Origin of the sequence: Alienimonas chondri, from assembly GCF_013036045.1 — a bacterium.
Taxonomy (GTDB): domain Bacteria; phylum Planctomycetota; class Planctomycetia; order Planctomycetales; family Planctomycetaceae; genus Alienimonas; species Alienimonas chondri.
Genome location: NZ_WTPX01000065.1, coordinates 1 through 25,145, shown reverse-complemented (window position 1 = coordinate 25,145; position 25,145 = coordinate 1). Strand labels below are relative to the sequence as shown.

25 protein-coding genes are annotated in these 25,145 nt (G+C 68.0%); 22 read left to right on the top strand and 3 right to left on the bottom strand.

Annotated features, from left to right (window positions below):
- The first annotated feature begins 118 nt into the window (after nt 1-118).
- The 14 genes from LzC2_RS11390 to LzC2_RS11325 all read left to right on the top strand — a co-directional run bounded on the left by LzC2_RS11390 (nt 119) and on the right by LzC2_RS11325 (nt 13,489).
- Nucleotides 119-952, top strand: coding sequence for a hypothetical protein (locus tag LzC2_RS11390; RefSeq protein WP_171186977.1), 834 nt, complete (start codon nt 119-121; stop codon nt 950-952).
- A 149-nt stretch (nt 953-1,101) separates the two neighbouring features.
- On the top strand, nt 1,102-2,697 hold the full coding sequence (locus tag LzC2_RS11385; RefSeq protein ID WP_171186975.1) for a c-type cytochrome: 1,596 nt from the start codon (nt 1,102-1,104) through the stop codon (nt 2,695-2,697).
- Entirely contained in the window at nt 2,694-3,569 is an 876-nt protein-coding gene (locus tag LzC2_RS11380; RefSeq protein WP_315854635.1) for a cytochrome c oxidase subunit II, read from the top strand. The genes LzC2_RS11385 and LzC2_RS11380 overlap by 4 nt, the downstream gene beginning before the upstream one ends.
- Nucleotides 3,569-5,398 carry a cytochrome c oxidase subunit I gene (locus tag LzC2_RS11375; RefSeq protein WP_171186973.1) on the top strand — a complete coding sequence of 610 codons (1,830 nt, stop codon included), beginning with the start codon at nt 3,569-3,571 and terminating at the stop codon, nt 5,396-5,398. Before LzC2_RS11380 ends, LzC2_RS11375 begins: the two co-directional genes overlap by 1 nt.
- Complete coding sequence (locus LzC2_RS11370; protein ID WP_171186971.1) at nt 5,395-6,438, top strand: COX15/CtaA family protein; 1,044 nt, start codon at nt 5,395-5,397, stop codon at nt 6,436-6,438. The genes LzC2_RS11375 and LzC2_RS11370 overlap by 4 nt, the downstream gene beginning before the upstream one ends.
- Before the next feature lie 47 nt (nt 6,439-6,485).
- Nucleotides 6,486-7,376 carry a heme o synthase gene (gene cyoE, locus LzC2_RS11365; protein WP_315854634.1) on the top strand — a complete coding sequence of 297 codons (891 nt, stop codon included), beginning with the start codon at nt 6,486-6,488 and terminating at the stop codon, nt 7,374-7,376.
- Nucleotides 7,376-8,242, top strand: coding sequence for a cytochrome c oxidase subunit 3 (locus tag LzC2_RS11360; protein ID WP_171186967.1), 867 nt, complete (start codon nt 7,376-7,378; stop codon nt 8,240-8,242). Before cyoE ends, LzC2_RS11360 begins: the two co-directional genes overlap by 1 nt.
- The gene (locus LzC2_RS11355) at nt 8,239-8,655 is read left to right on the top strand and encodes a cytochrome C oxidase subunit IV family protein (protein WP_171186965.1); all 417 of its coding nucleotides are present in this window, start codon (nt 8,239-8,241) and stop codon (nt 8,653-8,655) included. Before LzC2_RS11360 ends, LzC2_RS11355 begins: the two co-directional genes overlap by 4 nt.
- 8 nt (nt 8,656-8,663) lie before the next feature.
- On the top strand, nt 8,664-9,599 hold the full coding sequence (locus LzC2_RS11350) for an ABC transporter ATP-binding protein (protein ID WP_315854633.1): 936 nt from the start codon (nt 8,664-8,666) through the stop codon (nt 9,597-9,599).
- 119 nt (nt 9,600-9,718) lie between these two features.
- Nucleotides 9,719-10,939 carry a GAF domain-containing sensor histidine kinase gene (locus LzC2_RS11345; RefSeq protein WP_171186960.1) on the top strand — a complete coding sequence of 407 codons (1,221 nt, stop codon included), beginning with the start codon at nt 9,719-9,721 and terminating at the stop codon, nt 10,937-10,939.
- A 70-nt stretch (nt 10,940-11,009) separates the two neighbouring features.
- Nucleotides 11,010-11,915: an ABC transporter permease gene (locus tag LzC2_RS11340; protein WP_171186958.1), complete on the top strand. Its 906-nt coding sequence runs from the start codon at nt 11,010-11,012 to the stop codon at nt 11,913-11,915.
- Between the two features lie 69 nt (nt 11,916-11,984).
- Complete coding sequence (locus tag LzC2_RS11335; RefSeq protein WP_171186957.1) at nt 11,985-12,755, top strand: SCO family protein; 771 nt, start codon at nt 11,985-11,987, stop codon at nt 12,753-12,755.
- Nucleotides 12,752-13,231 carry a DUF420 domain-containing protein gene (locus LzC2_RS11330; RefSeq protein WP_171186954.1) on the top strand — a complete coding sequence of 160 codons (480 nt, stop codon included), beginning with the start codon at nt 12,752-12,754 and terminating at the stop codon, nt 13,229-13,231. The genes LzC2_RS11335 and LzC2_RS11330 overlap by 4 nt, the downstream gene beginning before the upstream one ends.
- A 9-nt stretch (nt 13,232-13,240) precedes the next feature.
- Nucleotides 13,241-13,489, top strand: coding sequence for a hypothetical protein (locus LzC2_RS11325; protein ID WP_171186952.1), 249 nt, complete (start codon nt 13,241-13,243; stop codon nt 13,487-13,489).
- Between the two features lie 12 nt (nt 13,490-13,501).
- Here the strand turns inward: LzC2_RS11325 and LzC2_RS11320 are convergent, their stop codons facing one another.
- Nucleotides 13,502-14,305: a Nif3-like dinuclear metal center hexameric protein gene (locus LzC2_RS11320; protein ID WP_171186950.1), complete on the bottom strand. Its 804-nt coding sequence runs from the start codon at nt 14,303-14,305 to the stop codon at nt 13,502-13,504.
- An 85-nt stretch (nt 14,306-14,390) separates the two neighbouring features.
- Nucleotides 14,391-16,910: a hypothetical protein gene (locus LzC2_RS11315; protein WP_171186948.1), complete on the bottom strand. Its 2,520-nt coding sequence runs from the start codon at nt 16,908-16,910 to the stop codon at nt 14,391-14,393.
- 95 nt (nt 16,911-17,005) lie between these two features.
- Here LzC2_RS11315 and LzC2_RS11310 point away from each other — a divergent pair, with 95 nt between their 5' ends.
- The 8 genes from LzC2_RS11310 to LzC2_RS11275 all read left to right on the top strand — a co-directional run bounded on the left by LzC2_RS11310 (nt 17,006) and on the right by LzC2_RS11275 (nt 24,569).
- Nucleotides 17,006-17,779 (top strand): sugar phosphate isomerase/epimerase family protein, encoded by a 774-nt coding sequence (locus tag LzC2_RS11310; protein ID WP_171186946.1) that lies wholly within the window; start codon nt 17,006-17,008, stop codon nt 17,777-17,779.
- Nucleotides 17,776-18,936: an exodeoxyribonuclease VII large subunit gene (gene xseA / locus LzC2_RS11305; protein WP_171186945.1), complete on the top strand. Its 1,161-nt coding sequence runs from the start codon at nt 17,776-17,778 to the stop codon at nt 18,934-18,936. The genes LzC2_RS11310 and xseA overlap by 4 nt, the downstream gene beginning before the upstream one ends.
- Entirely contained in the window at nt 18,936-19,292 is a 357-nt protein-coding gene (xseB, locus tag LzC2_RS11300; RefSeq protein ID WP_171186943.1) for an exodeoxyribonuclease VII small subunit, read from the top strand. Before xseA ends, xseB begins: the two co-directional genes overlap by 1 nt.
- A gap of 44 nt (nt 19,293-19,336) precedes the next feature.
- Nucleotides 19,337-20,440 (top strand): histidinol-phosphate transaminase, encoded by a 1,104-nt coding sequence (gene hisC, locus LzC2_RS11295; RefSeq protein WP_171186941.1) that lies wholly within the window; start codon nt 19,337-19,339, stop codon nt 20,438-20,440.
- A 37-nt stretch (nt 20,441-20,477) separates the two neighbouring features.
- The gene (gene hisB / locus LzC2_RS11290) at nt 20,478-21,071 is read left to right on the top strand and encodes an imidazoleglycerol-phosphate dehydratase HisB (protein ID WP_171186939.1); all 594 of its coding nucleotides are present in this window, start codon (nt 20,478-20,480) and stop codon (nt 21,069-21,071) included.
- A 150-nt stretch (nt 21,072-21,221) separates the two neighbouring features.
- Nucleotides 21,222-23,108, top strand: coding sequence for a GspE/PulE family protein (locus LzC2_RS11285; RefSeq protein WP_171186937.1), 1,887 nt, complete (start codon nt 21,222-21,224; stop codon nt 23,106-23,108).
- Nucleotides 23,105-23,833: a hypothetical protein gene (locus tag LzC2_RS11280; protein ID WP_171186935.1), complete on the top strand. Its 729-nt coding sequence runs from the start codon at nt 23,105-23,107 to the stop codon at nt 23,831-23,833. The genes LzC2_RS11285 and LzC2_RS11280 overlap by 4 nt, the downstream gene beginning before the upstream one ends.
- The gene (locus tag LzC2_RS11275) at nt 23,826-24,569 is read left to right on the top strand and encodes a CvpA family protein (protein WP_174977611.1); all 744 of its coding nucleotides are present in this window, start codon (nt 23,826-23,828) and stop codon (nt 24,567-24,569) included. The genes LzC2_RS11280 and LzC2_RS11275 overlap by 8 nt, the downstream gene beginning before the upstream one ends.
- Before the next feature lie 178 nt (nt 24,570-24,747).
- Here LzC2_RS11275 and LzC2_RS11270 read toward each other — a convergent pair whose 3' ends face one another.
- Nucleotides 24,748-25,002, bottom strand: a complete 255-nt coding sequence (locus LzC2_RS11270) for a hypothetical protein (protein ID WP_206678668.1) — start codon at nt 25,000-25,002, stop codon at nt 24,748-24,750.
- Between the last annotated feature and the right edge of the window lie 143 nt (nt 25,003-25,145).

Sequence of the window (25,145 nt, the reverse complement as noted above, 5' to 3'; positions counted from 1 at the left end):
CCCCCGCTGCGGAGACAGACGACGCCGGGGTTGAGTCCGGGGAGCCGGCTGGGGCAGACTGACCGGCAGCCGCCCCGCCCAGTCTCGCTCGTCCCTCCGTCGCCGGTTCGCCCCGCCCGTGCCCCGTCCCTCCGTCGCCGACATCCTCGCGGCCGCTCGCGCGAATCGTCCGGCTGACCATGACGGGGCGCCGGATAAGGGGGCGAAGAAGGAGAATTTGCGTCCGGCGGAGGCGCCGCAGCAGGCGACGGCCGTTCGATCCAGCCCGGCCTCTGCCGCGGCGATGCTGTCGGAGGTGAGAGGAGGAGACGAAGCGGGCGGCGGAACATCGCCGCCGTCGGTTGCGGCGATGCTCGGCTCGATCCGCCGCGCCGCGGTCAGCGCGTCGCCCCTGTCGACGGCGACCATGCTGGACGCCGTCCGGGAACGCGGCGCTCGCAACTCGCCGCCCTCGGTCGCCGAGATGCTGGTTGCGGTGCGTGGGGAGGCGGGGGACCACGTTTCGCCGCCGTCCGTGGCGGAAATGCTGATCGCCGTCGGGCATCGTCCGCGACACACGTCGTCTTCGTCACAAACCGACGCCGCAACGCCGTCCGCGAAGGAGGCCGCCCGCCCCTCCGTGGCGGAGATCCTCGCGGCGGCCCGCGGCGCTGACGGACAGGGCGGGGGGGCGAAGTCGACGCCGGCACCGTCCGCTCCCGCGCCGGCTCAAAGCCGGTCGACCGGTCGGCCGAGCGCCGCGGAGATCATCGCCCGGGCCCGGGGCAAAGCCGCGCCCACCGTCGCCAAAACGACCGACGCTCCGAAGCAGGCAGCAGGTCCGCCGCCGATCCCGCTGAGCGTCGCAGAGATGGTTGCGGCATTGCGATCGCAGACCGACGAAGCCGTTCCCACCCGTGCGAAACCGCCGCGCGGCGGATGGTTCGCCCGATTGTTCGAAACGCGCGTCTGACGGGGCGGTGCCGTCCGGCCATGCCCCCGCCGGTCGTAACGATTCCAAGGCCGGCCTTGGAAACGCGGAAGGTGCGACGTTGCGACCCGGTTCCTGTCTCGCATCCAGGGATTATCATGCGGTCCGCTCTCGAGATCCGATTCGCCCTGATGCGTCGCCCCATCATTTCCGCCCCCCCGCTGCCGCTCCGGGCCTTGTCGCCGTTCGCCCTGGCGGCGGCGCTGCTGCTGGGTTGCGAACCAGCGCCGGAACCGGAGTTCGCGTCCCCGGTCGGTTACGACGGTCTCCTCGAAGAGATGCGGACCGGCACTCGGGCTGAGGTGGAGGATTACGACACGGGCGAGATGGTCGAACGCGACTTGGTCGGGTTCGACCAAGCGTTGGACGAGCGGTTCGGCTCGCCCGCCGATCCCGCGGTCTTCACCACGCTGCCGGTCCGTTTCAGCTCCTCCGAGGCCGCCGTCATCGACGTTCTGGACGATGAAGAGGCCGAAACCACCGTCTTCACGCTCGCCCCGATTCAGGGAGCCGAGACGGTCCCGGCGGTGGCGAAGGGCGACGTGCTGCACTGGAACGATGAATTCGGCAGTCCGCACGAGGCCGTCGTGGCTGCGGTCGAGGGCGATGCGATCACCGTGCCGCTGGTGCCGTTCGAGGCCAGGCCTGTTTCGCTCCCCCTCGGGTTCAATGAAGAGACCGGCGAACCGCTGCCCGGCACGGTCGTCATCGGCGATGCGGATCTGCTCGAAGAAGGTCGCGAACTCTACGCCGTGCATTGCCTGCACTGTCACGGATCGACCGGGGCGGGGGACGGACCGACCGCGAAGTATCTGCATCCGCTGCCGCGGGACTATCGCTCCGGTATGTATAAATACACCTCGACCGGCACCGGCATCGCCAGCCGAGCGGACCTCACGCGGATCCTGAGGGACGGCATCCCCGGCACCTATATGCCGTCGTTTCACCCGGCTCTGGATGCGGAGAAAACGGCGTCCGTCGTGGAGTACGTTCGGTGGCTTTCGATGCAGGGGCAGTATGCGAAGGGCGTGACGGACGAAGCGGCCTTCACCTACGGCGACGAGGCCGTCCGCGAACGCTTGGAGTCGGAAGAGGGGCTGACGCGGGAAGATCTCGTTCAAGAGCTGATCGAATACTGGCCGGACGACGTGACCGGCAAATTGTCCTTCGTCGGCACGTTCCTCGCCGAGAACTGGGCGCTGGCCGAATCGGAACCGCCGGTCACCCCGAACGAACCTCGCCCGGTTCTGACCGGCGACGAATTGGCCGCGTCGATCGAGCGTGGGAAAGGACTCTATCTTCAAAAGAGCACGCAGTGCGCCAGCTGTCACGGCTCCCGCGGGTTGGGAAACGGCCCGCAGACCGTCAGCGTGCAGCTGGATGCGGCGACTGGGGACCCCTACGCCGAGCCGGGGATTCATGACGTTTGGGGCGAGGTGGTGCAGCCTCGGAACCTCACCCGCGGCATTTATCGCGGCGGCCGACGGCCGATCGACCTGTACCGGAGGATTTATTCCGGCATCCCCGCTTCGAACATGCCGGGGTTCGGGGATAACCTGTCCGACGAACAGATCTGGGACCTCGTGAACTTCCTGATGGCGCTTCCGCTCCACCCGTCTCTCCTGGACGGGGCGGAGCTGGACGTCAGTCACGACGATGACGCCGTCGCCGCGGCTCGTCCCGCCCTTCCGCCCGCCGCGCCCGAGTTGAAAGCTGACCAGTCGTGAAGTGGGTCTGGGTGAGCCTGTTCGCGATCTGGCCGGTCGCAGCGATCGCATTGTCGGCGGTATCCCCGTCGATGGGTTGGTGGTTTCCGGAGTCCCCGGTGACCGAACCGGCCGTGGCCGAACCGGGCGCCGGGTCATCGGAGAGCGTGAACCCGCTGGGGCGGGAGATCGACCATCTCTTTTACGTCATTCTGGTCATCTGCGGGGTAGTCTTCGTCTTAACGCACGTCGGGCTGGCCTGGGTGCTGTTCGGCGGCGCCAGACGCACCGTCGCTCGCTATTTCCATGGCAACCATGTGCTGGAAGTCGTGTGGACGTTGATCCCGGCGGCGGTCCTGTTCTTTATCGCCTTCTATCAGATGGAGGTGTGGGCGAAGTTCCGCGTGGAAAGCTATTATCCCGCGGACGTCACGCCCGTCGCCGAGGTGACGGGGCGAATGTATGAATGGCGGATTCGCTACCCCGCTCCGGGGAAGACGCTAATGGACACGCCGCAGCCGGACGACCTGTATGCAGTCAACGAACTGCTGATCCCCGCGGGCGAACCGGTGCTGATTCAACTCCGCAGCCAGGACGTGCAACACTCCTTCAGCCTGCCGGAGTTTCGTATCAAACAGGATGCGTTGCCGGGACAACGCATCCCCGTCTGGTTCCAGGCCGACCAGGCCGGGAACTACACGTTGCTCTGTCAGGAACTGTGCGGCTGGGGGCATTACAAGATGGGCGGGGTCGTGATCGCCACGCCGCCGGACGAACACGCGGCGGCGATGGCGGCGTTGGCCGCGAAGCAACAAAGCGACGGCGTGAACCAGACCGACGACGAGGAGTCTGAGATCGCTTCCACGACGGCCGTGACGGGAGAACGGAACTGATGTCGACGCTCGCCCCGCCTTCCGCCGACGCCGCAATTTCGGGCGGCGATCCGCACGGTGCTCACTCGGAGCACAAGCAGCCCGGGTTCATCGGACGGTATATTTTCAGTTCGGACCACAAAGTCATCGGGATGCAATTCCTGCTGACGACGCTGTTCATGCTGTTCGTCGGCGGAGCCTTCGCGCTGGCGATCCGTTGGCAGTTGGCCTACCCGTGGGAGCCGCTGCCGATTCTGGGGAAGGCGTTATTCCCGACGACCGGCGGGCGGATCACGCCGGAGTTTTACACCATGTTGTTCACCATGCACGGCACGGTGATGGTGTTCCTGGTGATCATCCCGATCCTGGCCGGAGCGTTCGGAAACTTCCTCATCCCGTTGCAGATCGGGGCGGAGGACATGGCGTTCCCGCGGCTCAACATGGCCAGCTACTGGATCTATTGGCCGGCGGTGTTCTGCTTCGGCTATAGCTATTACGCCGCGGGCAGCCTCGGGGCGGGCGCGTCGAGCGGGTGGACGGCCTATCCGCTGCTCAGCGCCCTCCCGGACGCCAACCCCGGCACCGGTCCGGCCCAGACGTGGTGGCTGTACGGGCTGACGCTGGTGGGCGTCAGTTCGATGATGGGTTCGGTCAATTACCTCACGACCATCATCAATATGCGGGCGCCGGGAATGACGCTGTTCCGCATGCCGATGAGCATCTGGGGCATGTTTATCACGGCGATCCTTCAGGCGTTCGCCCTGCCGGTGCTCACCGCGGCGAGCCTCATGCTGATCGCCGACCGTGAACTGGGCACCTGCTTCTTTATCCCCACGGGGCAGCTCTTACCGGGGGCCGACGTCGCGACCGTCGGCGGGGGACAGCCGCTGTTGTGGCAGCACCTGTTCTGGTTTTATTCGCACCCGGCGGTGTACATCATGGTGCTGCCGGCGATGGGCATGGTGAGCGATATGCTCGCCTGCCACTGCCGGAAGCCGCTGTTCGGCTATAAGCCGATGATCTACAGCATGACGGCGATCGCCGGGCTGGGGTTCGTGGTGTGGGGGCACCACATGTTCACCTCCGGGATGAACCCGGCGCTGGGGATGACGTTCATGGTCAGCACGATCCTGATCGCCTTGCCCAGCGGTATTAAAGTCTTCAACTGGATCGGCACGATCTGGGGCGGACACGTTCGTTTCAACACCGTTTTGTTGAACTGCGCCGCGTTCGTCAGCATGTTTATCACCGGCGGTCTGTCCGGGATCTTTATGGCGGCGGTGCCGGTAGACGTGTACTTCCACGACACCTACTTCATCGTCGCGCACTTCCACTACATCCTGTTCGGCGCGACGCTGTTCGGCGTGTTCGCGGCGATCCATCACTGGTTCCCGAAGATGACGGGCCGGTCGATGAGCGAGCGGGTCGGCCAACTGCACTTCGGCATTACCTTCCTCGCGTTTCACGGCGTGTTCTTTCCGATGCACCTGCTCGGGATGGCCGGCATGCCGCGTCGCTACGCGGACCCGTACGTTCACCCGCCGTTTGAGAACCTGCTGGGCATGAACGAGTTCATGACCTGGGCTGCGATCGTGATGGGGGCGGCCCAACTGCTGCTGGTCGCGAACTTTTTCGGGTCGTGGGCGTTCGGCAAGAAAGCTGGCCGGAACCCCTGGCTGGCGAACGGCCTGGAGTGGAGCGCCCCCAGCCCGCCGCCGCACGGGAATTTCGACCTGCCGCCGGTCTGCTACCGCGGCCCGTACGAGTACAGCAGCCCGGTCGTCATGCCGGACCGCGACTACCTGCCGCAGGATGAACCCGCGGAAGCCCATGCGGTTCAAGGAGCATGATCGATACCGCCCCGCAATACGCGCCGCGGGCTGATGCTCCCGGCCCGCCCGTTCGTTCTCCGTGGCCCCATCGGGTCGCATGGCTGCTCGTGCTGTGCACGGTGATCGGAACCGTGGGACTGGGCGCGACGGTGACGACGCTCGGCGCCGGCATGGCGTTTCTGGATTGGCCGACCAGCGGCGGCGAGAACATGCTCGCCTATAACTTCTTCAACGACATCAAGGTCGGCCGGACCGACAAGGTGCTGGAGCACGTGCATCGCTTGGCCGGGGCGACGACCGGCCTGCTGGCAATCGCGTTGGTCGCTTCGCTTTGGATCTCCGAGCCGCGGCGGTGGGTGCGGTGGCTGGGCGTGACGGTGTTGGGGATGGTGATCGTCCAGGGGCTCGCCGGGGGACTGCGGGTGACGGAGATCAGCACCACGCTCGCGATGCTGCACGGACACTTCGGCGCCTGCGTGGTCGCGGCAATGTTCGCCTGCGTGCTGGTCACCAGCCGAGCTTGGGCGGACAGCCCTCGCGGTCTGCGTAGTTCTGGCGTAACGACGACGACTTGGCTGACCGGCGCGACCCTCGCGGCGCTCCTGCTGCAATACGCCCTCGGGGGGGTGGTGCGGCACTTCGGCGGGGCGCTGTTTGAACACCTCGGCGGAGCGGTGCTCGTCGGCCTGCTCGCCGCGGCGGCGGGCGGGGCGGCGCTGGCCACCGGCGAACGCTTCCTGCGTTGGAACGCCGCGGCCGTGCTGGGCGTGCTGGGCGGACAGATCGTGCTGGGCATGCTGGCGTGGGCGACCCGATTCGGCGTCGCCGCGGTGGGAACGGTCGCCGTGCAGCACAGCCCGCTGCAAATCGTTTCCCGCGGCGGACACACGGTGTTCGCGATGCTGTTGCTGTCGGCGCTCGTCTGTCAGTTCCTGCGGGCGAGGCGACTGGCAAGCGACCCGCCAGTCCGCGAGACTGCCGCCCCGCTGCCCGCCCGTTCGTCCGTCTCCTCCGTGCCCGTCAATCGTCTCCCGACCGCTTCGGGAGCGCTCCGATGAACGCTGCCTCCGCCCCCCTTTCGTCCGCCTCGACTCGATCGACGCCCGTGGCCGATTCTCGGCCGCTTACGACCCGACTCGCCGACTACCGGACGCTGGCGAAGCCCAAAATCGCCGCGATGGCGTTGGTGACGGTCGCCCTCGGCTATCTCGCCGCGGGCGGATCGGATCCGGTCACGCTCCTGCATGCGTCCATCGGCATCGCGTTGGTCGCCGCGGCCAGCGGCGCCCTGAACCAGTTTGCGGAGCGCGACACGGACGCCCGGATGACCCGCACCGCGAACCGCCCGCTGCCGGCCGGTCGGCTCAGCGAGACGGAAGCGCTGGTGTTCGGCATCGTCTGCGGCGTCGCCGGGGCGGACTATCTGGCGTTCACCGTCAACCCGTTCACGGCGCTGTTGGCGTTGCTGACCCTCGCCCTGTATGTCGGCGTCTACACGCCGTTGAAACGGTCCACGGCATGGAGCGTCGTCATCGGCGCCGTGCCGGGGGCGTTGCCGCCGGTCTTGGGGTGGGCGGCGGCCGGCGGCGGGGCGGAACCGGGCACCTGGCTGACGGCCGCGGGGCTGTTCGGCATCCTGTTCCTGTGGCAGTTCCCCCACTTCATGGCGATCGCCTGGCTGAACCGGGAGCAGTACAAGCAAGCTGGTTTGCACATGTTGCCGGGCCAGATCCCGCGGGTCGGCTGGGCGGGGAAAGCGGCCGCGCTGACGGCGCTCGCCCTCCTGCCCGTCGGGCTGCTGCCCACGGTGGGCGGCGGCGTGGGCCTCTGGACCGCAGTGACGGCGACGCTCGCGGGGGCGATCTATCTGTATTACTCGGTGCGGTTTGCACAGCAGGAAACGCGTCCGACCGCCCGGGCCGTGCTGTTCGCGTCGCTGGGCTATTTGCCGGCGCTGCTGCTCGCCGCGGCGATCGAACTGTTGGTAATTCGCTGATGAGCGCCGCAACCGCCCACGCCCCCGTTCCCGCGGGGGAGCCGATCCCGTCGACGCCGTCCCGCATGGGGCTGCCGATCCGCAACGGGAAGCTCGGCATCTGGCTGTTCCTCGGGACGGAGGTGATGTTCTTCACCGCCCTGATCGGCAGCCTGATCGTGCTCCGCGGCGGCTCCGCGGCGTGGCCGTCGCAGGAGACGATGCACGTCAAATTGTGGGCCGGGGCGGTCAATACGCTCGTGCTGCTCACAAGCAGCTATTTCGTGGTCGTCGCGCTGAACAAACTGGGGGAAGGGAAGGCGTCCGCGGCTCGGGGCTATCTGTCGCTCACCCTGCTGCTGGCCTGCCTGTTCCTCGGAATCAAAGCCTACGAATACAGCGGCAAATTCGAGCACGACCTGCTCCCCGGCCGCGTGCCGGAGACGGCGGAGATGGCCCGATATAAAGTGTTGGCGGCGACAGAGGGCATCCTCGCGGATCTTCCGCCCGCTGACCAAGAGACGGTGAAGGATCGCGGCGTGCGGGACGCTGCCAACACGCTCGCCAGTTTCATTCGGAACGAGAACCCCGAAGCTCCGGCGCTCGCCGGCGCCGTCGATTCCTTTCACGACTCACATACCGGGGCGGGCCGATGGCTCCCGGAGGTCGAAGTCATCCCCGGGGCAAACCTGTGGCTCTCGACCTACTTCCTCATCACCGGGCTGCACGCGGTGCACGTGATCGTGGGCATCCTGCTGCTCGCGATCCCGCTGCTGGCGTGGAACCTCTCGCGGGCGTGGTTCCCCTTCTTGGAGAACGCCGCGCTCTATTGGCACTTCGTGGATCTCGTCTGGATCTTCCTGTTCCCCACCGTGTACCTGATTTGAACCCGTCCTCCCAAGCGCCCGCGAAACCGCAAGCGGCGGCGGACGATCACCCGCACGCGAATTATCTCGCGGTGTTCGGGGCGTTGTGCGCGTTGACGCTCGTCTCGGTCGGGTTCGATCTGCTGCCGAATCCGCCCAAGCTCGTGCTGGCGGCGTTGGTGTTCGGCGTGGCGACGGCGAAGGCGTACTGCGTGATGGCGTGGTTCATGCACCTCAAATTCGAAGGGGCATGGAAGTACATCGTGCTGGTGCCGACCTCGCTGCTGGGGTTGGGATTGGTGCTGGCGCTGCTGCCGGATATCGGCATCCACTACTACACCGTCGAAGCGGACTCGGACGTGACCGCCGTCGGACCGGTGGAGAACCCCCCGGGCACGGGCGTCGAACTAAATGAAACCGGGGCGGGCGAATGACGGCGACCGTGACCACCTCGGCCGTTCGCGCGGCGGGACTGACGTACCGATACGGGGATCGGGTCGCGCTGGACAACCTGTCCTTCGACGTGGCGGAAGGAGAACTATTCGGACTGCTCGGCCCGAACGGCGGGGGCAAAACGACGCTGTTCCGGGTGCTCTCGACCCTCGTCCCGCCGCAAGACGGGGAGGCGACCGTCGGCGGTTTCGACGTCCGCACCGCCCCGGACGACGTGCGCGGCGTGCTCGGGGTGACGTTTCAGTCGCCGAGCCTCGATGCGAAGCTCACGGTCCGCGAGAACCTCACGCACCACGGGCATCTCTACGGGCTGCGCGGGGCTGCGCTGAAGGCGCGGTTGGCCGCGGTGGCGGACCGGCTCGGCGTGGCCGATCGCCTGTCGGACGCCTGCGGCGGGCTCTCCGGCGGCCTGAAGCGTCGGGTGGAGATCGCGAAGGGGCTGTTGCACGATCCGCGGGTGTTGCTGCTGGACGAGCCGAGCACGGGGCTGGACCCGACGGCCCGCTCCGCCCTCTGGGAACTACTCCGCGATCTGCAACGCGAGGACGGCGTGACGACGTTGGTCACCACGCACCTCATGGAGGAAGCCGAACGGTGCGATCGGTTGGCGATTCTCGACGCCGGACGACTGGTCGCCGAGGGCAGGCCGGACGATCTGAGAGCCGCGGTCGGCGGCGACGTGCTGACGCTGTCCACGGAGAACCCGGACGCCCTCGCGGAAGCGGTCCGTGGTCGATTCGACTTGTCGCCGACGGTGCTGGATGGCCGCGTACGAATCGAGGCGCCGGCCGGGCACGAAGCCTTGCGGGACGTGATGGCGGCCTTCGGCGAGGACGTCACGCAGGTGACGCTCGGCAAGCCGACCCTCGGCGATGTGTTCACCGCTCGGACCGGAAAGCGGTTTGACGTCGCCCACACGGTCTGAGCGACATCATCGGCAACCTTGGCGGTGGGTCGGGGAGCCAAAGTCGCGCTGCCGGCTCGGCCCCTGTCGCTCCTCTCGCCGTACCGTACACTCCGTCGATGAGCGCATCGCCTACTTCGATGCCCCCTTCCAGCCGCACGATCGCCTGTCCGATTGTCACGGACCCGAAACGCTTGGCCGCGTTGGCCGAGAGCGGTCTGCCGGACACAGCACCGGAGGAGGCGTTCGACCGACTCACCCGCTTCGCGACGCGCCTGCTAGGCGTGCCTGTCGCGTTAGTCTCGCTGGTCGACGATCGGCGGCAATTCTTTAAAAGCGCCGTGGGACTGCCGGAGCCGTGGGCGACCCAACGGGAGACGCCCCTGTCGCATTCGTTCTGCCAGTACGTCGTCAGCGACCGCACCCCGCTGGTCGTGGAAGACGCCCGCACCGATCCGAGAGTGGCCCAGAACGGAGCCGTCCGGGATCTCGGGGTGATCGCTTATGCGGGCGTGCCGCTGTTCGCTCCGAACGGGCAGGTGTTGGGGGCGTTCTGCGCCATCGACGGCGTGCCCCGGGCGTGGTCCGACGACGATCTGGCCATTCTGCGTGAGCTCTCCGACGTCGCCGCCGCGGAGTTGCGATTGCGAGCGACCGTTTCACGTCTGGACGGGGAGAACGGTCGCCTGGAGCAGGCCGTCCAGGAACGCACCGATCAACTGCGATTCGCATCCGCGGCAGTCGCCGACGCCGCACGCACCGAGCGGGATCGACTCGCCCGCGTGCTGCACGATCACCTTCAACAAATCCTGGTCGGCGCCAAGATGACGTTGGCGGCGGGCGGGCCGGTCGAGGACGTGGCAGGATTCCTGGACGAGGCGATCGCCGAGTCCCGAACGTTGGCGTCGGAGCTCAGTCCTCCCGTGCTCCGCAGCGACGGGCTGGCGCCGGCGCTCACCTGGTTAGGAACGCGTTCGGAGTCCCGCAACGGGATCACGGTGACTGTCGCCTGCGACGAGGCTTTGTCGACGGCGCTTCCGGCCTCGACCGCGGCGACCCTGTACGAGTTCGCTCGAGAGCTGTTGCTCAACGTGGCCAAGCACGCGGGCGGGACGTCGGCGGCGGTTATCGTCGACGCGGACAGCGTCTCGAGCGGTCCCGCGGTCCGTCTGACCGTCACCGACGACGGCGGCGGCTTCAGCCTTCAGCCGGAAACCGAGGGACCGAGCGACCAGGACGAGGGATTCGGGCTGAGCGATCTGCGCCAGCGCGTGATCGCGGTGGGCGGACGGGTGGCCTCCGGGAACGCTCCGGGCGGCGGCGGGCGGGTCGACGTGGTCCTGCCCCTGCCGCGGGACTGACTTCCGTCCGTTCCCCTCGCGACCGTTTGCCTCGCCTGCATGCGGGAGGGCCGGACCCTACGATGCCGCCATGAGCACCGCCCTCGCCCAGCCCGCCCTCGCCCGGTCTTCGTCTGGGGAAGGCTCGGCGCGTCCCGCCGGTCAACCGACGCCCTCCGTACTGCTCGCCGCGTTTAGCTTGGCGCAGCGAGAACTCGTGCGGTTCTTTCGTCAGCGAACGCGGGTCGTCGGGGCCTTGGTTCAGCCGGTCTTGTTCTGGGTGGTGCTGGGAGCGGGGATGCACTCCGCGTTTGAAGCTCCGTCTTACGCCGATGGACTCGACATGAGCTATCAGGCGTACTTTTTGCCGGGCGTCGCCGCCATGATCGTGCTGTTCACGGCGATCTTCGCCACGATCAGCGTGATCGAAGATCGCCGCGAAGGCTTCTTGCAGGGGGTACTCGTCGCCCCGGTGCCGCGGGCCGGCATCGTGTTGGGGAAGGTGTTCGGCGGAGCGGCGATCGCTTTCTTGCAGGCCGGGCTGTTCGTCGCCCTCGCTCCGCTGCTGAACTACCTCGGGCTGGCGCCGGGGGTGGAGTACGGATTCACCGTGTCTTCGGTGCTGTTGACCGCCGGCTGGATCGCGTTGTTGTCGGTGGGGCTGACGGCGTTGGGCTATTGCATGGCCTGGCCGCTGGACAGCACGCAGGGCTTTCACGCCTTGATGAGCGTCGTCCTGCTGCCGATGTGGCTGCTGAGCGGCGCGGCGTTCCCGGCGGACGGCAGTTGGTTGAAGTGGGTCGTCGCCGCGAACCCGCTGACCTACGGCGTCGCCGGGCTGCGGCGGGCGATGACGCCGGCGATCGCGGACGTGCCCGCGACGCTCACGCTGCCGGGCGCCGGGGTGGGGGCACTCGTGTTCGGCGGGTTCACCGTGATCTGCCTCGCCGCCGCCGTCGTCATGACGCGGCGCCGTCACCCCCGCGAGGCCCGTTAACGGGACGCCACGGCGCCGCACCGGCGTCGTTCGCCCCGGCAACGCCTCGCTTCCGACGTATTATTCGGCATGGACCAAGCACCTACCCCCGCCCCCCCCGCGGACCGACCGACCCGCCGACCGCTGTTGTGGATCGGCGCGGCCTTGTGGACGGCCGTGTTCATCGCCTTGATCGCGGCGTTCCTGCTGCGGGGAGATCGGTCGGAACAGGTCGAGCAGGGCGAGGAATTGATCGCCGTGGAGGGCGGCGAAGCCGGTTCGCAACTGCTCCCCGGCGGCGTCGCTCCGAAGGCGGAGCCGATGTTCGACCCGGAGGGACTGCCCCCGTTTTCATTGACGGAGCGTCGCGGCGAGACGGTGACGAACGACACGCTGGAGGGGTCGCCGTACATCGTCGGGTTCATCTTCACCCGCTGTCCGACGGTCTGCCCGAAGGTCAGCGAAGCGATGACGAAGCTCCGCAAACCGCTCGACGGCACCGGCGTGAAGCTGGTGACGTTGACCGTCGATCCGGATTACGACACGACGGAGATCCTCACCAACTACGCGGACTTCTACGACCCGACCGACAGCCCGGACTGGCTCTGGCTCACCGGACCGCAAGCGGAAATCTACGGTCTGATTCGCGACGGCTTTAAGCAGGTCGTGTACGAAACGACCGGCGAAGACCGCAAACCGGGGTTCGAGGTCTTTCATACGTCGAACCTGATGCTGGTCGGCCCGGACGGGGTGGTGCTGGGCAAATACAACTCGCAGGTACCCGCCGAAATGGCGAAGCTCCGGCAGGACGCCGTCAAGTTGGCGAAGTCCTCGGACGGCGATGACGAGGCGAACGGATGACGCCGGAGATCGCGGAGAAACTGGCTCTCCTGCCCGCGTGGGCGGCGTGGCTGCCGAGCGTCAATGCCTCGCTAAATGCGCTAGCCGGCGTGCTGCTGGCGTTCGGGCTGTACTACCAGCGAACCGGCCGCATTCGGCTGCACAAGCGGGCGATGCTGGCGGCGCTGGGCGTCTCCGGCGTCTTTCTGGCCTGCTACCTCGTCTACCACGCAGCCCTGACCGGCGCCACCGGTCTCCGCGGACGACCGTTCGAGGGGGCGGGCGCTTGGCGATGGGTCTACTACGCCATCCTCGGCACGCACGTTCCGCTGGCTGCGGTCGTACCGGTGGCCGCGTTCATCGCGATCTGGCATGCCATGAAGGGCCGGATCGAGAAGCACACGGCGATCACCCGCTGGCTCTGGCCGGTGTGGATGTACGTGTCGATCACCGGCGTGGTGATCTATGGGATGCTGTACCACTGGCCCGTCGGGTAAGCTGCGACCATGCGAAGCCGATTCCTGATCGCCGCCCTGTTCACGGCGCTGCTGATCTGCCCGGAGGCCGCGGAGGCCTGCCCGATGTGCAAGAGCGCCGCGGAGGCCGACGATCGGCTGCCCCGAGCGTTTTTCGCCTCCATCATGTTCATGATGGGGATGCCCGTGGCGCTGGCGACCGGCTTCGGCATCGCCTTCTGGCGCCTGTCGAAGCGTCCTCAGGATTGGCGGCCCGAAGACTATTCCGCGGAGCGTTAAACCTCCCGGCGTTCAGATCCGCGTGAGGGGATCGCGTTCAACCAGGCTGGGGCGAACGGGCACGTCGGGGTAGTAATCGTCGAGTTCCTCCGCGAGTTCTTCGAGGCTGAATCGCTCGCTGACGTAGTGGCCCAGCAAGATCAGCCCAACCCCGGCCGTTCGGGCTTCGAGGGCGGCGTGAAATCGGGCCTCTCCCGTGATAAACACGTCGCATCCGCCGCGGATCGCGTCGGATAGATACTCTCCCGCGGATCCGCAGGCGATGCCCACGGTTCGCACCGGCCGCTCGGTCGGGACGACGTCGACGCCGGACAGCCCCATCGCGGCTTTGACCTCTTCCGCGAACTGCTCGAAGGGGACGGCGCGCTCCCGGGCGCCGATCCGTCCGCTGCCGCGGGGGATCTTTCCGGCGAGTTCAGGCCGCACCCGGAGCGGGCGGAGATCGTTCAGGTCGAACCGGACGCCCAGCCGATCGTTGATGCCGCCCGGCGTGTTGTCCCAACGGGCGTGGGGCGAAAAGACCGCGACCCCGGCCCGCGCCAGCTTCAGCAACATCGCTCCCTGAGGATCTTGCGCCGTCAGTCGCTGCACCGGCCGAAACAGGATCGGGTGGTGCGTGATGATCAGTCCGTCGCCGCGTTGGATCGCTTCCGCCGCAACGTCCGGGGTCAACGTCAGACACGTCATGATGGACGACACCCCCGCCGCCGGGTCGCCGAAAAGCAGACCGGTGTTGTCCCACGGCTCGACTAGATCTTCCTGGATGAGCCGGTCGAAGAGGGTGACGCAGTCGCGGACGGTGGTGGGCGAGGGCACGGCGGCGGGCGGCGAGTGAAGGACGTGTACAGCCTAGCCGGGCCGCGTTCCGGTTCACGCCCGATCCACCCCGATTGCGTCCGGACTATGGCGCTTCCAGCGGCGGGGGCGGCTGGCCGAGCACCCAACGTCGGTTGAGTACGCGAGGTCCGTCGACCTCCGTGCAGCGCAGCCACACGATGTCGCCGGCCTTGGCCTCCGGGGGCAGCCGATGAGCCAAGCGATGCGGCCCGGCGGCTAATCGGTCCGTGCGGCGGCTCACCCGAGCGGCGCCCGGCACCTGAACGTCACAGCGGAAGGACGGCGTCGAACCGTCCGGCAGTTCGTTGATGAGCGTTTGAATCACCTCCCATCCGCCGCTTGGCAATCGACGGTCCGTCACGTTCAATCGCAATCCGGCCAGTCGAACCGTCGCCGTGCGGGGAATACGGAGCGTGACGCCCTCCGCGCCGTCCGGCTGCAACAACACGGTGATCGGGTGTTCGCCCAGCGAAACGTCCGCCGGTTGCTTCAGCGTGAACGTGCCGACGGCCTCGGCGCCGCCCGGTACGGTCAGTTCGATCTGATCCGGCTGCAACGTCCAATCGTCCGGCGTCTCCAATCCCACCACGAAGGCGGCCGCCTTTCGGTCGGGGTTCCGCACTCGCACCCGGAGCGGCTGGGGCTCCGGCGAGCTTTGGAGCTGTCCGCCCCCGTCGAACTCCGTCTCCAGCCGCAAACGCAGCAGGCGTTCGTCCATACCGGAATAGAAGCGGGGTTCGGTCGACCATCGCACTTCGCTCGCTCCGCCGGCGACGGCCGGAACCGGAACGGGACGGCCGATCAGATCGCGGCCGGCCGGGACGCCGTCCAGAATGAGCGAAGCGCTGCCTGGCGCTGAGCCCCGAACGGCGATCACCGGCCCATCCGGCGTGACGAAGACGAGCGCCTCCGGTTGATCGCGTGTGGCGAGATCCGGGAATTGCACGCGGCCCAGGAACCGGGCCTCGCCCAGCAGAGTGGAGGCGTTCCGAAACGGCAGAAAACCTTGCCCCGGAGAGCCGTCCGCGGAGAGCAGCGCCGCCCCGGCCCGCGGGTCGTCCCCCGCGAAGATCGGCCCGTTCCCCGCCGCGGCGGATTCGACCAGCGTCCACAGGAACTCGCCCGGGTCGTCGATGTCCGGCAAGGCCCGCCAGGCGGATGACTCTCCGGGTTCGGCGCCCACGGCAATCCGCAATTCGGCCCCCGAACCGGCCGGGCCTGCGACGACCACGCCGGGCGCCGCGGCCCGCAGCAGACCGGCGGCGCTCGGCGTGAACGGTCCGCCCAGCGACGCCGGTTCAACGTCGCGGCCGACCTGCCAATGCCGCACGTGCACGGCCAATGGTTTGACGACGCCGGCCAGCGTCCCCGCGGAATCCGGCAGTGACGCGAGAACGTCGGTCGTCGCCGAGTCCGAATCCCCGCCGAAGGTCGCGGCGGTCACCCGAATGACCGGCCGCAGATGCCGGGCGCGGACTGCCGCGGACAATCGATCGTCGGCCTGAGAATCGCCGGCGGTCCATCGAACCCAACCCGCGCCCGCCGCGACGGCCGCGTCCGCCAGTTCCTCCGCCCCCGACTGCGGGGCCGTCGCGACGGTCAGGCCGAAGCGATCCGCCCGCGATTGGGGACCGGGCGAATGGTCTGCCTCTTCAGCGGCGACGATGCGCAATGTCCGATTCGGAACGGCCGGGCCGACGCCCGCCGTCGCCGTGATTTCCCACAACCCGGTCGTCAACGGGCCGACCTCTGCCGTCGCGGTCACTTCCGTCCCGTTCCGGGCCGTCTCCAGCGACAGCGCTTTCGCGGGAGCGGCGGGGTCGTTGAGGTTCCGCAGAGCGGCGCTGAGAGGCGGCGGCGTCGCATGCCCGGGCACCCCGGTCACGATGACCCGCACTGAGAACTGCTCATCGAGACCGACGGCCATCCCGTCGCCGACCCGCTCCAAAGCCAGAAACGGCTCCGCCGAGAGCGTCAGATCGTCGAACCACGCCGCTCCGCCGACCGACACGTTCCCGCCCGGCACGAGGTGACAGCCCACGACTGCCCACACGGCCCCCGGAACCGGCGGCGCCGGGCCGATCTCCACCATTTGACCATCGGGAGCCGAGGTGCCGCTCACCGGCGGGGTGAGGAACCGGGCCAACCGTACGCGATGAACGTCCAGCAGCGACAGGCTCACCACCGCGGCACAGGCGTCGAAGCCTTCGCATCGCACCCGGGCGCTCAACCGCAAGGCCGGGCGCCCGTCCAGCCGGACCGGGGGGGAATACGCCGCCGCCGCCGCGCCGTTCGCCGCAACCCACAGGGCCGCCGGTCCGCTCGTTTCACCGGCGGGGTCTGGTCCGGTCGAGGCGGGGAAGGCCTGACGGTCGATCTCGAGAGGCACGAAGTGCGGGAAAGCGTCGCCGCGACGGCGGAGCCAGCCGTCGGGCCAACGATCGAAGTCCCGATCCTCGCCCTGTTCGAACCCCCATTCCGCCAGCGTGACGATCGCGTCGGTCGAATTCGTTCCTTCCGCGGTCGGCCCGGTCGACGGGGCGGGGGAGAGGATCAGGGCGGCGGCGGCAATGAATGCGGACACTTTCTCCCCATCGGCCCGCTCGGGTCGGAACCGGCACGGGCGGCGTTAGAATCGGCGCCGTCCCACCCCCGTTCGTTCGCTCCGCCCCGATCCCCTTGGTTCGACTCGCCCTCCCGACGGCTCTGACGCTCGTCCCGCTCCGAGCGGCGCTCCCCCGTATCGCGGACGCCGGCGCCGACGGCGTGCGACTGGATCTGCGAACCGAACTCCGCGCCGCCGACCTCTCCGCGACCGCCGCCCGCGAGCTGCGCCATCGCCTCGGCGAGCACGGATTGAAGGCCGGTCCGGCCGTTTTTCCCACGCGCGGGGCCCTGCACGACGAGGATCGCTTGGAGGAACGTGTCGCCGGGATCGTCGCCGCATTGAAACTGGCGGCCGATCTGGGCTGCGGCACGCTGTCGTTCCGTCCCTTCCGCCTGCCCGCTTCGGACGACGCCGCCGCAACGCTGTTGGGCGAAGTGCTGAACGACGTCGCCCGAGCGGGCGCCCACGTCGGCGTGATCCCCTGCCTGACGCCCGCCGGCAATGCGACTCGAGCCTTGGAGGCGTTGAGCAAAGTGACCGCCGGTCCGTTTGGGGCGAACTTCGATCCGGCCGCGATCCTGTTGGGCGGCGGCGAAGTCGCCGCTGCGCTCCGCACGCTGCATGCTCATCTCGAAACCGTCACCGTCCGGGACGCCGTCACGGACGGCGAGGGCGGCAGAGAAGTTCCCGTCGGCCGTGGCGAAGTGGACTGGGAGGAGACCCTCGCCCTACTGCACGAAGCCCGCTTCCACGGCTGGGCGACCTGCGATCGCACGTCCGGACCGGACCCGTTCGGCGAGGCCAGCCGGGCGATCGAGTACCTCCGCGCGGTGGTGTCCTCGTGAGTTCGCCGGATCAGCAACCGGCGCCGCTGTCCGTCTCCGATCTCACGGGGGCGATCAAGGAGGTGCTGGAAACGGCGATCCCCGCCGTGCGGGTTGCGGGGGAATTGTCGAATGTCGTGCTTGCTCGCAGCGGGCATCTGTATGCCACGCTGAAGGACGACGCGGCTCAGATCCGTGTGGTGATGTGGAAGGGCAAGGCATCCCGGTTGCGGTTCGAGCCGCGCGACGGACTGGCCGTCGTCTGCGAGGGGAACGTCGAGGTCTACGCCCCGCGCGGGGCGTATCAATTGATTCTCTCCGCCATCCAGCCGGAGGGCGTCGGCTCGCTGGAATTGGCCTTCAGGCAGCTCCAAGAGAAATTGGCCGCCGAGGGGCTGTTCGACCCGAGCCGCAAACGCCCGCTGCCGACCTTCCCCCGACGGCTGGCGTTGGTGACGAGTCCGACGAGCGCCGCGGTGCGGGACTCCCTACAGGTGCTGAGCCGGCGCTGGCGGGGGACGGATGCGGTCGTCGTTCCCACCCCGGTGCAGGGCGCCGGGGCCTCGGAGCAGATCGCCGCGGCCCTCAACACCGCGGGGGGGTTGCCGGGCGTCGACGTGGTGCTGCTGATTCGCGGCGGGGGCAGCCTGGAAGACCTGTGGGCGTTCAACGAGGAACCGGTCGCCCGTGCGATCGCAGCGTGTCCCGTGCCGGTGGTCTCCGGGGTTGGGCACGAGATCGACGTGACCATCGCCGACCTCGTCGCGGACCGCCGCGCCCTCACCCCATCAGAGGCCGCGGAACTGACCGTGCCGGACGGCCGGGAGATTGACGGATTTCTCCTCGACGCCGCCGATCGGCTGCCCGAAGCGCTGCGCCGACGGGTCGCCACGGAGGCGCAACGTCTGGACGAAACCGCCGATCGCTTCGCCGGCGCCGCCCGGCGCCGGCTGGAACGCGGCACGCACGAACTGGAACGTCTCGGCGGTCGACTGCACGCGCTCTCGCCGCTCGCGGTGCTGGGACGGGGGTTCTCGCTGACGCGCCGCCAATCGGACGGGCAGGGAGACACGGTGCTGACCGACGCCGACGCCGTGGAAGTCGGCGACGAAGTGACGACGCGATTGGCCCGCGGGTCGATCCGCTGTGAGGTTCTCGAACGTAGTCAGGCCGAGTAATGAGCGACACGGATGAATCCACGACCGACGAGCCGCCGTTCGAGGAGTCGTTAGACGATTTGCGGCAAGTGATTGCCGATCTCGAAGGCGGCCGCCTGCCGTTGGAGGCGTCATTAGCGCGATTCGAGGCGGGCGTCGGCCTGCTGCGTCGTTGCCGGGCGACGCTCGACCGGGCGGAACGTCGCGTGGAATTGCTGACGGGCGTCGATGGGGACGGCGAGCCGATCACGGAGCCGTTCGACGCCTCCGCCACCGCGGACCAGAGCGGGGCAGGGCGGCGGGACGCGGGCGCCGTAAAGCGCCCGCGAAACCGCAAGCGTACGGCGGACGAAGACGAACCCGACGGGCTATTCTGAGTCCGACCTGACACCCGCCCACGTTCGTTCCCGCCGCTACCCCCTTGGTTTCGCCCCGCCCCGCCGTCGCCGCCCTCGCCGCCTACGCCCCGGGGGAGCAGCCCCAGGGCGGGGGGTGGGTGAAGCTGAACACGAACGAGCTGCCGTTTCCCCCGCCGCCCGCCGCGGTTGAGGCGATCCGCAAGGCGGCCGGCGATCGACTGAATCGCTACCCGGACCCCACCGGCCTCGCCTTCCGACAGACCGCGGCGAACCGGCTCGGTCTGAAACCCGATTGGATTCTCCCCGGCAACGGCAGCGACGAGATCCTGACGCTGCTCATTCGCACCTTCTGTCGCTCGGCCGACGGCCGGTCTGATTCGCCGACGGGGACGGGCGATCTAATCGCCTCGCCGCATCCGACCTACACGCTGTATCGGACGCTCGCGGAGATTCAGAACTGCCCCTTCGAGCCGGTCCCGCTGAAGGGGGATTGGTCGTGGGATTGGGATCGCGTGGAGGACGTGAAGCAGCGGGCGAAGCTGTTCTTCGTCCCGGTCCCAAACTCCCCGAGCGGCACCGTGTGGGACGCGGAGACGCTGGGACGGCTGATCCCGGACGACGGGCTGCTGGTCCTCGACGGAGCGTACGCGGACTTTGAGGACGGCCATCTGGGCCTTGAGCTGCTGGAAGGGCCGCGGGGCGAATCGATCGTGCTGACGCGAACGCTCTCGAAGTCGTACGGGCTGGCGGGGCTGCGGATCGGCTATGCGGCGGCCCGACCAGAAGTCATCGCGGCGATGGCGAAGGTGAAGGATTCCTACAACTGCGATGCGTTGGCGCTCGCGGGCGGGACCGCGGCGCTGAACGATCCGCCCTGGCTGGAGAAGACGGTGGAGGCGATCCGGGCCGAGCGTCAGCGGCTGATCGACGGACTCGCCTCGCTCGGCTTCGTCGTCGAGCCGAGCGGCGGCAACTTCGTGTTCTGCACGCACCCGGATCGCAAGCACAAGGGGCGCTTCGACTTTCTCAAGGAGCGTCGCATCCTCGTCCGCTATTTCGCCTTCACGAACTGGCCGGACGGCACGCCGGACGGCCTGCGAATTACCGTGGGCACGAAGGAAGAAACGGACGCTTTGCTGGCTGAGTTGGCCAAGTTCTCCGGCTGACGCGGACTCGCCCGTCCGGGAGAGGTATCGTTCCTCCATGCCCGAGCCGCGCACCGCCACGATCGACCGCAAAACCGGCGAAACAGACGTTTCGCTGTCGTTGAACCTCGACGGGAGCGGCGATCACCAGATCGCGACCGGCGCGGGGTTTCTCGATCACATGCTGGAGCTGTTCGCCCGACATGGTCTGTTCGATCTGACCGTGAAGGCGACCGGCGACACCCACGTCGATTTCCATCACACCACCGAGGACGTCGGCATCTGCCTGGGGCAGGCGCTGAAGGAGGCGGTCGGCGACAAGAGCGGCATCGTGCGATACGGCTCGATGGCCCTTCCGATGGAGGATGCGCTGGTCACAGTCGCGCTGGATCTCTCCGGGCGGCCGATGCTGGTCTGGGACGTCGCATTCCCCGCTCAGAAGGTGGGGAATTTCGATACGGAACTGGTTCGCGAGTTCTGGCAGGCCGTCGCCAATGCGGCGGGGCTGAACCTGCACTGCGTGCTTTGCCATGGAGTCAACGCGCATCACATCGCGGAGGCCGTCTTCAAGGGCTGCTCGCGGAGTTTGCGGACCGCCGTGACGGTCGATCCGCGGCAGACCGGGGTGCCCAGCAGCAAGGGCGTGTTGTGACGTTTTGACGGTATCCCGCTTCCCCACGGGAGTTCCGAGCCATCGGGAAACCCGCACGGTCGGCGGTCGCCTGCGCACCCATCGGGCTTTAGACTGATGATCGTCTCACGCCGGAGTCCCCGGCCCGCACGGACCGCTGAAGTCGTCTCCATGATCGCCGTCGCGTTCGCCCGCCGCCCGTCGCTGGCGATCACTCGCCTCGCGTTGTTCGCGGCGACGGTCCTCGCCTGCGTTTCGTTCAGCGCCTGCGGCTTCGCTCAGGAGTTTCCGACGCCGGCCCCGCCTGCCGGGGCCGGCGAGGCCGCCCCGGGCGCCGCAGATCCGAACGCCGCCCCGGTCCCCGGCGGAGTGGTCTCCGCGGATCAACTTCCCCCGCATCCCGGCGGCTTCTGGCGGGGCAACGGCCGCGGCAAGCAGGTCGGCTTTTACTTCGCCCTCCCTCTCCTGGCGCTGGTCCTGGGGGCGTTCTTCCTGTGGGTCGCGACGACCTCCTGGGCCGACGACGACGCCACGAAGCTGAAGGTGCGGCCGGAGTTCTGGTCCACGCTGCTGGTGATCGGCGGGATCGTGGGGCTGGCACTGCTGATCTGCCTGCCGAACCTGCTGCTGGGCGTGCTGGCGTATGTCCTGATCGCCGGCGGACCGTTGACGGCCTACATCCTCGAACGCAACGCCCGCGTGCCGGACAGCGGGAAGGTGATGACCCGCCGGCACCTCACCAAGGTCGCCAACCATTGGCTCTCGAAGGTGGGGCTGGGCGTACCGACCGGGAAGGGCAAATCTGAGCCGACGTTCGGCCCCCCGATCACGTTCCTCGGCAAAAGCTCGACGGGCAACAAATACTCCGCGGCCAGCGCCCGCAAGGTGGAGAGCAGCAAGGGCTACGTCGCCGCGAAGGAGCTGATCTACGACGCCATCCTTCGCCGCAGCACGGACGTCCATCTCGAGCCGCAGGAGGAAGAACTCAGCGTGCGGGTGCGTGTCGACGGCGCCATGTATCCCGCCGAGCCGTTCGACCGGCCGACAGGCGACGGGATCGTCAATATCTTCAAGGTATTGTGCGCCATGGACATTACGGAGCGGCGGCGTCCCCAGGACGGCAGCTTCCGCGCCGATCTGGACGGCCGTCAGATCGACTTCCGCGTCGCCACCACCGGCACGCGGCACGGCGAGAAGATGTCTCTCCGCATCCTCGATCAGGCCAACGCGGTCGCCAGCCTCCAGAAGCTCGGCATGCGGAAGGGGCTGCGGGAGCGGTTAGAAGAGTTGATCAACGAACCGCACGGCATGGTGCTGTGCAGCGGTCCGACCGGCGCCGGCAAAAGCACCTCGCTGTACGCCGCCCTGAACGCGATCGACAAACTGCAGCGGAACGTCATCACGATCGAAGACCCCGTCGAATATCAGATGGACGGGGTCAACCAGATCGAGATCAACACGAAATCCGGGCAGACTTTCGCGAACACCCTCCGCAGCGTGCTGCGGCAGGATCCGGACGTCGTCCTGCTGGGCGAAATTCGGGACAAAGAGACCGCGGAGATCGCCTGTCAGGCCGCGAACACCGGGCACATGGTGTTCAGCACGGTCCACGCCAACGACAGCATCACGGCCCTGTTCCGGTTGATCGAACTGGGCGTCGAGCCGTTCATGATTTCGAACAGCCTGACGGCGTTGGTCGGTCAGCGGCTCGTCCGCCGCCTCTGCGGCGAGTGCAAACAGGCCTATCAGCCGAAGCCGGAGTTGGTGAAGAAGGCCGGACTGCCGGCCGACAAGATCGATGCCTTCTACCGCCCGCCGCGGGCCGAAAGCGGCGCCTGCCCCAAATGCGGCGGGCTAGGCTATATGGGCCGGGTCGGCGTGTATGAGGTCTTGGAGATCAACGACCGCATCCGCGATCTGATCCGCGACAAAGCCCCGGCCAGCCAGATCCGGGCCGAGGCTCGCAAGAACGGCATGCTCAACATGCGCGAAGAGGGTTTGCGACTGGTCGTCCGAGGCGTCACGAGCATCGAAGAACTCCTCAAGGTGGTGAAGTGATTTCCGCCGCCGCGAATCGAGCGGACGCGGACCCGCTCGCCGGATTGGACGACGTGCCCTGGGCGGATCTGACGCACGCCTACGGCAGCGCCTCGGACGTTCCGGACCTGCTCCGGGCTCTGGAGACCGGTCCCGAGGACGCCGCCGATCGGGCGATGCATGACCTGTTCGGCAACATCTGGCATCAGGGCACGGTCTATCCGGCGACGCCGCACGCGGTGCCGTTTCTGTTGAACTTGCTGGCCGAGGAGCCCCCTTGGGCCGAACAGATTGCCGTTCTGCTCGGCGAGATCGCCGACGGGCACGGGTACATGCTGGTCCACGCCTCCAGCCTCTCCTCCCTGCGATTCAACTATGAAAAGATCGCCGCCGACCGCGGCACGACGGTCGAGGCGGAGATGGCTGCCGAGCGGACCGTCATCGCGGCCTGCCGCGCGGCGGTCGCCGCGGGAGCGGAAGCGCTGGCCCCTTTCCTCATTCACACGGAGGGCCGCGTCGGTGACGAATACATCGTCCGCGAGACCGTCGCCCGCGGTTTGGCCCGCTGTGCAGCGATTCGGCCCGAGATGAAGGACTGGGTCCTCGACGCGCTGGCCGAGGAAACCGACCCCCGCATGCCCGCCGAGTTGGACGGACGTGTCGACGACCTGCCGTGGCTCGCCGCCGCGGTGAAAGAAAAATGCAAACGCCTCGGCCCCGCCGATTGGGAAGCGAACGATGATTGACCTGCTGCTGCTCGCCGTCTGGGCGGGCGTGACCTACTTCGTGGCCTCGGACGGGGCGATCGGGGCGGTGACCACGTTCTTCAGCGTGGTGCTGTCCGGTCTGCTGGCGATGAACTTCTTCGAACCGCTGGCCGGGTTCCTGGAGGGGCCGCTCGGGGAACGAGCCGACGTGATCGCGCTGCTCGGGCTGTTCGCCGCGATCGTGACCGGGATGCGGCTCGCCTGCGAACAGATCGCGCCGCGCATGTTGGAACTGCCGACGGCGGTCTATCACGGCCTCCGGTGGGTCTTCGGCGCCGCATCCGGCTACGTCACGATGGCGATCCTGCTGGTGGCCCTGCACGTCTCCCCGCTGCCGCGGACGTTCCTCGGATTCGCGCCGGAGCGCGGCTTCTCCAAGCCGGGCGGGAACCTGTTCGACGTGGACGCCCCGGACCGCCGTTGGCTTGCTTTCACCCGGTACGTTTCGCTGAAGCCCATGGCGAAGGGCGGACGACACAAGCTGGTCGACGGCAACGGCGTGTTGCTGAACACGCTGAGCGGATTCGACAACAACACGGCCTACGGCTGGGGCGCCGTCACCAGCGACGGCAGTCACGCGGCGACCCGTTCGATGCCCTCCTTCGTCATTCGCTACGCCGATCGTCGCCAGATGGGCGCCGGGGCGGCGGCGGTCGTCGTCGCTCCCGCGGGCGGCGGCGGGGCGCCGGCTCGACCGTCCGGTCCGGCGTTCTGAGCGCGGCGTATCTCGGTGAGACCGGAGCGCAAGCTCCGGCAGCGCCTCATTCCCCTCGGTTAAGCCGACGGCCGGAGCTTGCGCTCCGCTCTCACCGGCGACGGCTCAATACAAAACTCGCCCCGCGTTTCGAGCGGAACGCGGGGCGAGCGACTTCTGACGACTCCGCGACGCGGAATCAGCCCTTCTCTTCAGCCGTCTCTTCGTCGGCGGGCGGAACGATGAGGTACGTCGTTCCCTTGATCCGCACCAACGCCGGTTCGGACTGGCTCAGCAGCGGGGCGAACTTGTCGCCCGCTTCCTCGGCCAGTTTGAACCAGGCGTCGGTGAACTGCTCCACCTCGGTCGGTTTCTCCTTCTGGGCTTCGGTGAGGACGCTGTCCTCCCACCGGCCGTTCTTGAAGAACAGCGTCTGCCCGGCGACCCGCTGCACGCGCTGGCGAGGTTCGGCGCCCGCCTCTGCGTCCTCCAACCTTCCGGCGTAGCTCGGCGCGGCGTAGTCAGCCGACTGGCCGGGCGCCGGGGCATTCGTGGCCGGAGCCGCGGTGCCCGGCCAGTCGGCTGACTACGCCGCGC